The organism is Streptomyces phaeofaciens, from assembly GCF_014648915.1.
GTDB lineage: Bacteria > Actinomycetota > Actinomycetes > Streptomycetales > Streptomycetaceae > Streptomyces > Streptomyces phaeofaciens.
Genome location: NZ_BMSA01000018.1, coordinates 122,384 through 134,312, shown reverse-complemented (window position 1 = coordinate 134,312; position 11,929 = coordinate 122,384). Strand labels below are relative to the sequence as shown.

General features: G+C 70.1%; 10 protein-coding genes and 1 pseudogene. 4 read left to right on the top strand and 7 right to left on the bottom strand.

What is annotated here, in order from left to right; genetic code table 11:
- Nucleotides 1–226: 226 nt before the first annotated feature.
- On the bottom strand, nucleotides 227–1,024 hold the full coding sequence (locus IE275_RS27825) for an intradiol ring-cleavage dioxygenase (protein ID WP_189714172.1): 798 nt from the start codon (nucleotides 1,022–1,024) through the stop codon (nucleotides 227–229).
- Nucleotides 1,025–1,288: 264 nt separating this feature from the next.
- Here IE275_RS27825 and IE275_RS27820 point away from each other — a divergent pair, with 264 nt between their 5' ends.
- Nucleotides 1,289–2,707 (top strand): MFS transporter, encoded by a 1,419-nt coding sequence (locus IE275_RS27820; protein WP_189714171.1) that lies wholly within the window; start codon nucleotides 1,289–1,291, stop codon nucleotides 2,705–2,707.
- 87 nt (nucleotides 2,708–2,794) lie between these two features.
- Here the strand turns inward: IE275_RS27820 and IE275_RS27815 are convergent, their stop codons facing one another.
- Nucleotides 2,795–5,602: a glycoside hydrolase family 2 protein gene (locus IE275_RS27815; protein ID WP_373299295.1), complete on the bottom strand. Its 2,808-nt coding sequence runs from the start codon at nucleotides 5,600–5,602 to the stop codon at nucleotides 2,795–2,797.
- A 361-nt stretch (nucleotides 5,603–5,963) separates the two neighbouring features.
- Here IE275_RS27815 and IE275_RS27810 point away from each other — a divergent pair, with 361 nt between their 5' ends.
- Complete coding sequence (locus tag IE275_RS27810; protein WP_189714169.1) at nucleotides 5,964–7,076, top strand: PP2C family protein-serine/threonine phosphatase; 1,113 nt, start codon at nucleotides 5,964–5,966, stop codon at nucleotides 7,074–7,076.
- Between the two features lie 15 nt (nucleotides 7,077–7,091).
- On the opposite strand, the pseudogene IE275_RS46170 reads toward IE275_RS27810, so the two are convergent.
- The 4 genes and pseudogenes from IE275_RS46170 to IE275_RS27795 form a co-directional block, all read right to left on the bottom strand.
- Nucleotides 7,092–7,289, bottom strand: a pseudogene (locus tag IE275_RS46170) (IS5/IS1182 family transposase); the annotation flags it as partial.
- Nucleotides 7,290–7,427: 138 nt separating this feature from the next.
- Nucleotides 7,428–7,721: a DUF1330 domain-containing protein gene (locus tag IE275_RS27805; RefSeq protein WP_189714168.1), complete on the bottom strand. Its 294-nt coding sequence runs from the start codon at nucleotides 7,719–7,721 to the stop codon at nucleotides 7,428–7,430.
- 33 nt (nucleotides 7,722–7,754) lie between these two features.
- Nucleotides 7,755–9,188: an MFS transporter gene (locus tag IE275_RS27800; RefSeq protein WP_189714167.1), complete on the bottom strand. Its 1,434-nt coding sequence runs from the start codon at nucleotides 9,186–9,188 to the stop codon at nucleotides 7,755–7,757.
- Nucleotides 9,185–9,547 carry a MarR family winged helix-turn-helix transcriptional regulator gene (locus IE275_RS27795; RefSeq protein WP_189714247.1) on the bottom strand — a complete coding sequence of 121 codons (363 nt, stop codon included), beginning with the start codon at nucleotides 9,545–9,547 and terminating at the stop codon, nucleotides 9,185–9,187. The genes IE275_RS27800 and IE275_RS27795 overlap by 4 nt, the downstream gene beginning before the upstream one ends.
- A 129-nt stretch (nucleotides 9,548–9,676) precedes the next feature.
- Here IE275_RS27795 and IE275_RS27790 point away from each other — a divergent pair, with 129 nt between their 5' ends.
- Nucleotides 9,677–9,931 carry a hypothetical protein gene (locus tag IE275_RS27790; protein ID WP_189714166.1) on the top strand — a complete coding sequence of 85 codons (255 nt, stop codon included), beginning with the start codon at nucleotides 9,677–9,679 and terminating at the stop codon, nucleotides 9,929–9,931.
- Nucleotides 9,932–10,261: 330 nt separating this feature from the next.
- The gene (merB, locus tag IE275_RS27785) at nucleotides 10,262–10,543 is read left to right on the top strand and encodes an organomercurial lyase (RefSeq protein ID WP_229870627.1); all 282 of its coding nucleotides are present in this window, start codon (nucleotides 10,262–10,264) and stop codon (nucleotides 10,541–10,543) included.
- A gap of 383 nt (nucleotides 10,544–10,926) precedes the next feature.
- On the opposite strand, the gene IE275_RS27775 is transcribed toward merB, so the two are convergent.
- Nucleotides 10,927–11,850, bottom strand: coding sequence for a LysR family transcriptional regulator (locus tag IE275_RS27775; protein WP_189714165.1), 924 nt, complete (start codon nucleotides 11,848–11,850; stop codon nucleotides 10,927–10,929).
- Nucleotides 11,851–11,929: the final 79 nt, after the last annotated feature.

Genomic DNA, 11,929 nt, shown 5'->3' with positions numbered 1-11,929 from the left:
GACGGAGCGTTCCCTCTCGGCACGTCGGTGCGTCGAACGCAGTCTGAACGCCCGTTGCCGGCATGCGTTGGAGCAGTACCGGGCCGGCCGGCCGCCGTGTGGTGCGGCGGTCAGCGGGGTTCCGCACGCCTCACATGTTCGATGCCGGGTCATCCCCGATTCCTGGCCGCGGGCTTCTGGGGCGAAACCTTCCGGACCCGCCCGCCCGGCCGCCGTCGTGAGGTGGTCAGGGCGTTGCGGCGGGATCGACACCGAGTACGACGGTGCCCGTCACTCCCTTGCCGAGGTCGCTGCCGACCTGGGTGACGGTCAGCAGGGTCGAGGACCCGCCGTTGCGGTATATGCCGTCCCTCGCGTTGAGGGTTCGGGTGGCCGTGTTGCCGCGGTAGGGGGTCAGGGCCGCGATCCTGGTGTTGTAGGTCTCGGGGAAGTAGAGCTGGCCCGTGTGGGAGACATGGCCTCCGTGGTAGGTCCCGTTGGACACGGTCCCGCCGGTGTGCGTCTTGATGTGGATGTGGAGCGCACGGCCGACGTACCAGCCGGGGTAGACGGTGGTGAACTCCGCGACGCCGGTGGAGTCGGTCAGCTGCACCCCTCGCAGGAAGGTGGTGTCCGGGGTGGAGCCGCCCGCGACATAGCCGGAGTAGACGCCCAGCGCGTCGCAGTGCCAGATGTCGACCGCCGTGTTGGGCAACGGGAAGCAGGTCGCGACATCGACGACCGTCACACGCAGGGTGAGCGGTACGCCTGCCTTGCCTTCGGTGATGTTCTTGCGGACCGTCTCCAGGTCCAGGTAGTAGGGGCCTTCGGTCTGCTCGGGCGTCAGGACACAGGCCGCGTCCAGTTCGGCGGCGGCTCGGGGCGTGCTGCCTCGATCCTCGGCTGCCGCCTGCGAGGCTCCTGCCTGCGACGCCGCGAATCCGAGGGCGGTCACGCCGAGGGCCGCGCCGCCCAGGGTGGCGATGACGGACCTGCGGGTGGCGCCGGCCTGCTCCACGGAGTCGTCGTGGGGGGAATCAGTCATGCCGTCACGATGGAGCGCGCGGCGGCCGACGGCATCGGTCGAACGACCGACGAATCGGGTGCGTTACGAAACCCTCCGCTGAGCGGGGCGTCGTCGGGCCCACCTTGGCCAAGACCCGCCGGCCGCCCTCCGGGGCGAGCGCGGTGGCCCGCCGGTGGTCGAAGCCGTCGGCAACGTGTGCACCCTGCTTCCGGCTGCGCGAAGCATATGTTGCTTACTGTGGCTTTCATCCTGGTACTTCCGCAGCGGGATGGAGCTGAGGTCATGGCGTCCGCCGAGCCGACCGGCGGCAGTGAATCCACGCCTTCTCCCGAGGCGGCCCCGAAGCCCGAGCGGCCGCCCTGGGCACCGCTGCTGGCGGTCTGCTCCGGATACTTCATGGTGATCCTGGATGTCACGGCCATCAACGTCGCGGTGCCGGTGATCGGCCGGCAACTGTCGACCTCGCTCACCGGCATCCAGTGGATCACCGACGGGTACACACTGGTCTTCGCCGGGTTCCTGCTGACCGGTGGCGCCTTGGGCGACCGGCTCGGCAACCGTCGGGTCTTCTGTTCAGGGGTGGCGGTGTTCACCGCGTCCTCGGCAGCGTGCGCGCTCGCACCGAGTCCTCCGTTCCTCATTGCCGCCCGGCTGGTGGAGGGGCTCGGCGCGGCACTGATCGTGCCCGGTTCCCTGGCCCTGCTCCAGCAGGCCTACCCGGCGCCGGCCGCGCGCTCGCGGGCCTTCGGGCTGTGGGGTTCGATGGCGGGCATCGCGGCCTCTGCCGGTCCGCTGCTGGGCGGCGTCCTTGTGTCCACCGTGGGGTGGCGCTGGGTGTTCCTCATCAACCTGCCCGTCGGCGCGGCGTGCATGGTGCTGACGCTGCGGCATGTGGCGCGCTCGCCCCGGCGCACCGACCGGGCCCTGGACTGGCCGGCGCAGTGCGCGATCGTGGCGACGGTGGCACTGCTGACCACGGCGCTCAACGAGGCCGGCCGGCGGGGCTGGTCCGATCCGGCCGTCCTCGGCGGCGTGGCCCTGGCCGTGCTGGCCGCCGCGGCGTTCGCGGTGCGCGAGCGCCTGGCACGGTCCCCCGTCCTCCCGCTGGACCTGCTCCGCTCTCGCGCGATGAGCGGCGGAGCCGTGATCGGCCTGCTGTTCAACTTCGGCTTCTACGGCATGGTGTTCACCGCCAGCCTGCAATTCCAGCACCAGCGCGGCTTCACCGCCCTCGGCACCGGGCTGGCCTTGTTCCCGGCGGTGGCGATGACCATGTTCGCCTCCGCCCTGTCCGGGCGGCTGAGCGGCCGCACCGGCGACCGCCCGCTGGTGATCTCCGGCACGCTCCTGGCGGGCCTCGGTCTGGCCGGCTGGGCCGCGATGGGAGCCGACCCCTTCTACCCGTTGCTGGTGGCCCCGATGATGGCCGCGGGATTCGGTACCTCCTTCGCCCTCACCGGCTCGACCTCCACCGTGATGGGTGCCGCGCCCCCGGAGTACGCAGGGGCCGCATCCGCCCTGTTCAACACCACCCGCCAGATCGGCAGCGCCGTCGGTGTGGCGCTCGGCGGGAGCCTGCTCGCCGCAGCCACCGACTACGCCACCGGACTGCGCACCAGTATGGCCATCGGCGCGCTCGCCTACCTGACCGCCGCCGGCCTCGCATGGCTGTGCGTGCCGGCGAAGTCCACAGGGAAGTAGCGCGTCTTGAGGACGCCGTGCGTACGCTGCCTCGTCCTGGCCCGGCCCATGGACTCGGCCCACGGCCCCACCCCGAGCGTGCGGTCGTCACTCCTCGCGGATCGGAACGCGGCCCGAATTGCCGATCGAAGCATTCCAGCCACTGATGAGGACGTGGCGCTCCGCGCGGCCGGCCCGACGGAAGTGTGCCTGGACGGTCCTGGTCTCACCGGGCAGGAGGGTGAGGTAGTTGTCCGTCAGGAACAGGGGGGTGACCCGCTTGCCGTCGCCCGCGTCGACGAGCTGGATCCGGACCTGGAAGGCGATGACGTCACCGCGGTTGCGCAGAACGATCTCGACGGAGTCCTCGCCGCCGCGCCGGCTTCTCGTGGCGTGTGCGCTGACGGGGGTCGGGGCGAGGTTCCGCAGGGGGGCGTAGGCGAGGTCGGGCTGAGGGCCGGGGGCGTTGTGGAGCCAGTCCGTGTTGTCCGCGACGAGGCGGCCACGGCCGTCCCGCAGCTGCAGTTTGACGAGCTGGAAGGAGTCGGGGGCGAGGACGGCGGCCAGGCTGGTGACGACCTGCCGGTCGACGGCTGGAACGGAGCCGATGTCGAGCCGCCGGGTCCTGCTCTCGTCGACGCGGCCGTCCGGGCCGATGACGGTGATGGTCAGGTGGGCGGGATCGCTGGCACGACGGGTGTTGTTGACGACGGCGACGTCGAGGTTGCTCAGGTCGAGCTGGGGATGGAGCGGCTCTCCGGCCTTGCGGACACCCCAGTAGCCACCCGTCTGTTCGAGGTACCAGTCGTAGAGTTGCCCTCGAAGGCCCGTCCAGCCAGGCGCGGAGCGCCAGATGACACCGCCGGTGTACCAGCGCCACATGGCGGCGTTGCGGCCCTCGAGCATGGCCTTGTACTGCTGGTACTGGGCCGCCTGAGCCTGTTCGCAGAATTCGTCGAGGGTGGTCGGCTGCTTGTAGAGGACCAGTTGGTCCTTGGTGATGTCGTCACCGTTGAAGAACGGGATCCACAGGTGGAAGTTCCACGCTTTGTTGGGCGGCCAGGTGGCTTGTGTGACCTGGGGAAAGTCCTCGGCGTCGGCCTTGCTCATGATCGCGCGGATCGTCTCCGCGACGGGCGTGCCGACCGAGCCGGTCTCCGGCGTGAACGGCTGAGGCGCTCCGGTGCTCGTCCGGTGGGTGGTCCAGGTGCCGTCGAAGAACTGGGAGGGGTAGAGGATTCCGTAGGGGCCGTCCGAGAACTGGCCGTCGGTTCCCAGCCCGGCGTCAGGATCTGTGGAGAAGGAGACGTAGGGGCGTGTGCCGTCCTCGTCCTGCACGATCGCGGCGAGTCGACCGTCGAGGTCGCCCGGGGGCGGTCCCTCGTTTCCGCCGACCCACAGGCACAGGCTCGGATGGTTGCGCAGCATACGTACGGCGTCCCTGGCGCTGTCCAGGAACAGCTGGGGGTCGGCCGGGTTGCTCGCACCGGAATTGCAGTCCGCCGTGATCCAGAACTCCTGCCAGACCAGCACACCGTACTTGTCGCATGCCTGGTAGAACTCGGGTCGCTCGGTGATGCTGCCGCCCCAGACCCGGATGAGGTTCAGGTTGGCCTGCTGATGCAGCCTGACCTGGTCGTCGTAGTTCTCGGGGGACAGTCTGAGCAGAGCGTCCGCCGCTACCCACGCGCCGCCGCGGATGAAGATCGGTGTCTTGTTGACGGTGAATCTTCGCCCGAGAGTGGCTTGATCGACGGCGGAGGACACCTCCCGGATGCCGATGTCCGTCCGGTACGCCTGTGACTTCCGGCCTTCGCTCACGAGGTCGACGGTCACCGGGTACAGATGCGGTGCGCCGTAGCCGTGAGGCCACCACAGCCGGGGGTCGTCCAAGGTCACCGCGGCGGTCAGTACCTCCGTCCTCCCGGGCTCCACCGTGACCGGGTCGCCCTTCACGGTCCTTTCGCCGATGCGCACCTTCAGTCGAGCACCAAGGGTCATGGCCGTCGTGTTGCGCACGGACGCGGTGACGGAGAGGGTGGCTCGTGCCGCGAGGCTTCCCTGCCAGGTGATCTCGGTGGTGATCTTCGGATCGGACGCGAAGACGAGCGGCCCGGTGAGACTCAGGCCGACTCTGTCCCACAGGCCGGTATTGCGGTCTCGGACGGGCTGCCAGAAGTCCCACCCGGCGGTCACCTGGGCCGTGACGTTGCTTCCGATGAGCCGGTCTCCGCCCTGGCAGCTCGTCCCCGCCGGCTCGAACTCACCGACTCCCGAGCGAGGATCACCCGGCGGGTCGGGCGGCGTGACCAGAACAGCCAGCACGTTCTCCTTCCCCGGCCGGACGGCGTCCGTCACGTCCAGCCGACGACGGAGGAACATACCCACCAAGGGTTCCGTGTTGATCCTGGCCCCGTTCAGGTACACGTCGGCCCTGTAGTTCAGGCCGCGCAGCTCCAGGAAGACCCGGCCACTGCCCTCGCCGGCCCTTTTCGGCAGGTCGAGACGGGTGCGGAACCAGTACGTGTACTCGCCGACACCCACCTCGCCGGCATCCGGGATCCGCAGGTTGTTCAGCCCGTAGTACGGGTCGGGCACCCGGCCTGCGGCCACCAGCGTCGCCAGCACCGTCCCGGGAACCCTCGCCCGAATCCATCCTTCGCCCGAGAAACCGCCGCCGGGGCTGCTGAAGCGTTCACCCTCGTCTCCGGCAGTGAACCGTCTGGCCAACCAGCCTTCCCCGACAGGCACGCTCCGGGGGCCCGGCCAGCTGACGTCCGGTGACGCCCCGGGCGGCACGGCGGCGGCGCCCGCACCCGGGGCTCCTGCCGTGAGTCCCGCCGCCGTGACCGACACCGCACCGGCGGTCTTCAACACCGACCGCCGATCGACGCCGCAGCCAGCACGTTCCGACATCCGGGAACTCCTCTCGCCTGCACCACGTGAGCCTTCACCCGCGCCTTTCGATCGTTGCGCCCGTGCCTGGCAACAGCCTCGGCCGACACCACCGGTACACGCGCATGGAGCAGCGCGGCGCCCGTGGCAGGGGTCGAGCAAAGGGGACTCGGGAGATCTTTCGGGGTGTCGCCCCCCTGGCCCGGCTCCCCTGTGGTTCGGCGATGCGCCCGGAGTGGACTGCGGCTGCCCTCGCGCGCCCGGCCGGCATGGGCGCCGGCCCATCGCCCGGCAGTCAGCGACACGGCGCCAGGCCGACGACCGCCGATCGGAGAGTGGCGGACCCCTTTGGTGACCACTTCATCCCGATAAGATCTACATTATGACCAGGTCAGCACGGCACAGACGCCGCCACCGTCCCTACGGCGGTCAGCGGCAGGCCGTACTGCTGTCACCGGTGTTCGTCACCGTCCTCGTCACCGGCCTGGCCTTCGCCACTCCGAGAGAGATCGCCTTCAGCCGCCTCCTGCCCGCGGCACCCGCCCTCGCAGCCGCACTGTGGCCCGTGCTCCCGACGGTCCTGCTGGGGGCATTCTGCTTTCTGGCCATGATCGGCATCAGCTTCGTCCACTCCGATCTGGGAACGCCGTACACGGCTGCCGCGATCGCCGCGGTCACCCTCGCGGCCGCCTACGCGAGCCATCTCCGGCTCCAGCGCGAGGAGACGCTCTTCCAGGTCCGGCTCGTCGCCGACGCGGCGCAAAAGGTGCTGCTCCGTCCGCTGCCGCACCGTATCCAGGGCACCGAGATCGAGTCGCTGTACCGGGCGGCCCAGGAGCAGGCCCGGATCGGAGGCGACTTCTACGAGGCGGCCGACACGCCGTACGGAGTCCGCCTGCTCATCGGCGACGTACGCGGCAAAGGCCTGTCGGCGGTGGGGGCGGCCGCGGCAGTGATCAATTGCTTCAGAGAGAACGCGTACGACCAGCCCGACCTGAGGAGTCTGATCCATCGACTGCAGATCACCATGACCCGCTACAGCGCCTCGATCCCCGCTGACGACCAGCAAGAGCACTTCGCCACCGCTCTGATCGCCGAGATCCCCCACGGCGGCGACCACATCAAGGTCCTCAACTGCGGTCACCCACCACCGGTGTTCGTTCAGAGCGACGAAGTCCACGTTCTCGAGCCCACCCGCCCCTCCACCCCCCTCAATCTCGCGGCACTTCTCGGAGAGCACTACCACGTCGACACCGTCGCCTTCGTCCCCGGCGATCAGATGCTGCTCTACACCGACGGCGTCACGGAGACCCGCGACCACGACGGCACGTTCTTCCCGCTGCCGGACTGGATGCGCAGCCACCGGGAGACCCCGCCCCGTGAGCTGCTGGACCAGCTGAACAGGGACTTGCTCCGCTACAGCGGCGGACGGCTCGACGACGACGTCGCGGCTCTCGCCGTACGCCGTCCGCACTTCCCGATTCAGGAGCACTAGGCCGTTTCTCTTGGATCACGGCGCTGACCGGATGAGGACGACCGCGACGTGGAGTCCGGCCAGGTAGATCGTGGCGGCCTTCTCGTAGCGGGTGGCGATGCCGCGCCGCTGTTCGAGGCGGTTGATGCATCACTCGACAGTGTTGCGCTGTTTGTACGACTCGCGGTCGAAGGCGGGTGGCCGGCCGCCGTAGCTGCCTCGACGGAGCCGGTGGCCATGCGTCCACCTCGGCGAGGAGTCCGGTCCGGCAGCAGAGGCTCGATCCTGGCCCACTGGGCATCGGTCAACATGCCCAGAACAACGACAGGCGGCCGGCGCCGCAGCGGCTCAGAACCGGGTTACGGACTTCGGTCAGTCGATGCCTTCGACGATGCGGAAGTCGCGCTCGACGCCGTCGGAGAGGGCGACCAGCGCCTCCTGGTAGGCCGCACTCCCGTGCGCCGCGACGGCCTGCTCGAAGCTGTCGAACTCGATCAGGACGGTGCGCTCGGCGATTCCGGCGTCATGCGCCACGACCCGACCGCCACGGACGAGGACCCGGCCGCCCCCGGCCTTGACGGCCGGAGCGGCCAGATTGTTGTAAGCCGCCAGCTTCTCAGGGTCCGAAATGGTGCGGTAGACGCTGACCCAGTAGCCCTTGGGCATGGAACCTCCAGTGTGGGGATGAGTGCATCTGACTTACGGGTTGGTCGCGGACGCGCGTCGGCGGGCGAGAGCGAGGCTTGTCAGCGCCGTGATCGCCATGGCGCCGATGCCGACCAGCGCCGCGGTGGTGTAGGCGCTGTCGTCGGGGAAGAGGTGGCCGGGGCCGGTGCCCGCGGCGAGGATCAGGCCGCCGATGGCGCTGCCCAGGGAGTACCCGACGCTGCGGACGACGTAGTTGAAGCTCATTGCGCTCGACGTCTCGCTCTTGGGGGTGACGGCCAGGATGACGCCGGGCATCGCGGCCGAGAAGCCGCCGACGCCGAAGCCGAGCACGCCCATCGCCGCGAACAGTTCGGCCAGGTCCGACCGGGCCGCCGCGAACAGGGCGAACCCGCCGCCGACCACGACGGCGCTGCCGGCCAGGAGCAGGGGGTCGGCGATCCGTGTCCGGACCGTCGGCGTGAGCTTGCCGGCGACGAACCCCAGCACCGAGAACGGGATGAGGACCAGCCCGGCGACGAAGGTCGTCAGCCCGAAGCCGTAGCCGGCGCCGTGCGGCGTCTGCGCGTACCGGGTGATGAGCGTGAGCAGGAGGTACATGCCGATCCCGCCGACGAACATGGCGAGGTTCGCCCCGGCGACCGCCGGGTGCCGCACCGCCCGCACATCGACCAGGGGCGTCGTGCTGCGCAGCTCGATGACCGCCCAGACGCAGAGCAGCACCACCGCGACGACGGCGAGGCCCGCCGCCACGGCGAGGTGCCGGCTCCACAGACTCCGTTCGCCGGCGAGGAACAGCACCAGGAGCAGCGCGGCGGCCAGGACGACCGCGCCTGCCACGTCCACGTGGGCGGAGCGGCCTTCGGGGGCTTCGGGCATGGAGCGCCACGCGGTCAGGAGGGCGGCGGCGGTGACGACCAGGCCGAGGCCGTAGGCGGCCCGTACCCCGCCGAGCTCGGCGAGCAGTGCCGCCAGCGGGTAGCCGACGCCGGCCCCGATGATCGAGACCACCGAGATCAGGGCGATCACGGCCGCGCTGCGCTCCTCGGGGAGGTGGTCCCGGGCCACGCCCATCATCAGCGCCGTCAGCCCGAGCCCAACGCCCTGGGCCGCCCGGCCGGCCAGCAGCCATGCGAACGGCAGCGGCAGCACGGTGAGCGCGCTGCCGGCGACGACGACCGCCAGCGTGGCGAGGATCGTGGCCCGCCGGTACGGGCCGGCTCCGAGCCGGCCCAGGACCGGCGTGGCGACGGCGCCGCTGAGCAGCGCGACGGTCAGCGTCCACTGCGCGCTGCCGAGCGAGACGTGGAACGAGGTCGCCACGCTGGTGATGAGCGGCGTCCCGAGGCTGGCGACCGCCGCCACGACCAGAGCGATGAACATCAGGGCGGGGACCAGCAGCCGCGCCTCGGTACGCGCCACCGGGAACGCCTTCACCGCGACCCCGTCGTCCGGCTGCCCGGTCACTGCTTCGGCCTTTCGCGGTCCTGGCTTTCGAGCTCTGCCAGATGCTTCAGCGCCGGAAGGGCCGCCACCAGCGCCTCGACCTCGTCGTCGGTGAGCTCGCCGATCAACCGCTCGAACGCGTGGACGCCCGCTTGGCGCCGCGTCCGGACATAGGAGGCGCCGGCCTCGGTCAGGCACACCAGCGTGACCCGCTTGTCGGACGCGTCGCCCCGCCGCTCGACCAGGCCGGACTCCTCCATCACCCGTACCAGGGCGGTCATCGCGGGCTGAGTGACGCCCTCGACCGCGGCCAGATCGGTGATGCGCCGCGGGCCGGTCCGGTCCAGGGTGGCCAGGGTGGCGGCGGACGTCAGGCTCATGTCCCGGGGCAGGCGCCTCGCGGCCCTGGTGGCCAGGCCGTAGAGGGCTGCCCCGACGGCGGCGGACGCGCCAGGAGCGGTGTCTTGACGACTCATGCTCGAAGCATAGCGTTTTTATATTCATAGCTTATGGAAATGGTCGACTGGCGCGGGCGGCCTCGACCACTGGGAGGCGGTGACATCGCGGTGCGCTGCCGCATCGACTTCAAGTACGCCCGCGGCCTGGAGCTGGTGACCGAGGCGGTCCGCGCCGTCTTGGAGGCCATGGCCCACCACGCGCCGGAAGTGCTGGACGAGCCGGTTACCGCCAAGTGGGCGGAGCGCTCTGGGCGGCCGGTGCCCCTGTGTTCCCAGCCCAGCCATTGCACCTGCGCGCGAGTCTGAGCGTGTCCGGTCCCGGTGTGCTGTTCGCGGCGTTGATCTCCCCTCCGTCACCCTGGCCCCGGTGGTGAACCCCGGCTACGAGGCGTTGACCCGGGCCCGGCTCGCGCACGTCGACCAGTACTACCCGCGCGCAGACACCATCGCCGCTCAAGCACCGCAACCTGAACCTGCTCGGCCGCTGCAGCTTCACCGCCGGCGTCCAAAACTCGTTCGCCCTGCCCCACCTGCTCAAGGACGAGCCCGACGTCCTGGTCGCCACCCGCTGCCCGGCCTGCGATACCCCGCACGCCTGGGTCGTCGGCCGGGAGGCGCCCCCCGAAGGGCGACCAGGTGGCCCACTTCCTCACCCCCATGAGCCGGGCCTGGGACGACGTCGTGCACACCTGCGGCAACCAGCGCCTGTTCTGCTCCACCGACTGCGTCGACGCCTGGCTGCACAGGACGGGGCACGAGCGCGGCTACGTCATGGATCTGCCCACGCTGTGGCGCTTCGCCGGCGACTGGTACACCGGGCGCCTGGACGCGGGCCATGTTCGCCGTGACCCTGCCGCCGCGGCCTCCTACTTCGCCGAAGTCGGCCTGCACGGTTCGTTCTGGGGCCTGCCCGACTGAGACCGGTACGCCGCTCGGCGCGGAGCCAAGCCGGCCCTCGACCGCACGCCTGTCGTCAAACGATCGAATGACGACAGGCGCCATGCGCGCCCCATGAACCCGGACAATCGCGGCGCCTCGCGACGGCACGGATCCCATCAGAACCGATGACGGCTGATGACAGGGTTTGATGAGAGCCAGGGGTCTGATGGGTCCACAGGAACGGGGCATGGCCAACCTCGTCCACCAGCGGGTGTCGACCGACCAGCAGTCGACCGACCGTCAGAACCTCGTCCTCGCCGAGGCCGGGATCGAGGACCCGGTGACCTTGGAATGAGTGCCGGACCCCGCAACCCGTGAACGGAGCCGGATCGGCGCGGGCTGCGGCCAGGCGGCCGGAGTTGTCAAGGCGTTGACTGGTTCCCGCCTCCGGTCGGACCGGCCAACGCAGTCCGCGCCAGGTCACGTAGCCACACATGCGCGGGGTCGGTGTCATAGCGCTGATGCCAAGACAGGTACACCGGGGCCGGGGGCAGTTCGAACGGCAGCGGAAGCAGGACCAGCCCGAGATCCGCGACCGCTGAGTGTGTCGTGGATTCGGGGGCCGTGACCAGGAGGTCGGACTCGCGCACGAACTCGAATCCGGCCCCTTCGGTGGGCACGGTCGCCACGACACGTCGGGTGAGGCCGAGCCGCGCCAGCGTCTCGTCGAGGGCGTTGTCGAACCTTCCGCGCCGCGAGATCGTGACGTGCTCGGCCTCGGCGTATCGCGCGGCGGTGACGGCTTCGGCGCGGGCGAGCGGGTGCCCTCGCCGCATGACGATGACCTGGCGGGTCTCGGCCACCCGATCGGATCGGATTTCGGGCTGGGTCGGGCGGTTCGCGTTCGCCTCGAGGTCGACTTCGCCGCGACGCAGCCCGGGGGTGTCGATGCTCGATTCCGCGATGAAGCGCAACCGCACGCCTGGCGCCTGCCTGCGCACTTCCGCGAGAAGCGCGGGGCCGCCAAGGACGACGAGAGAATCATGCCAGCGGAGCGTGAAGGTGCGCTCGAGTGTCGTGAGATCGAGTTCACGGCTTGGCGCCAGCACGCCTTGGACCTGCTGCAGCAGGTCATGGACCTGTTCCCGAACGGCGATCGCGTACGGCGTCGGGGTCATGGTGCGCCCGGTCCGCACCAGGATCTGATCCCCCGTCGTTCTCCGGATCCGGCCGAGGCTTCGGCTCATCGCCGGGGCGGTCACGTGCAGGCGCGCGGCCGCGCCGGCCACGCTCCCTTCCTCGAGGAGTGCGTCGAGCGCGGCGAGCAGGTTCAAATCCAATTGCATGTGAGTCACTCTAGCCATGCTTTACATGCACTTGAGGTTAATGCTTCGTGCTCATACCTTCGAGGTGCGGGCGCAAAGA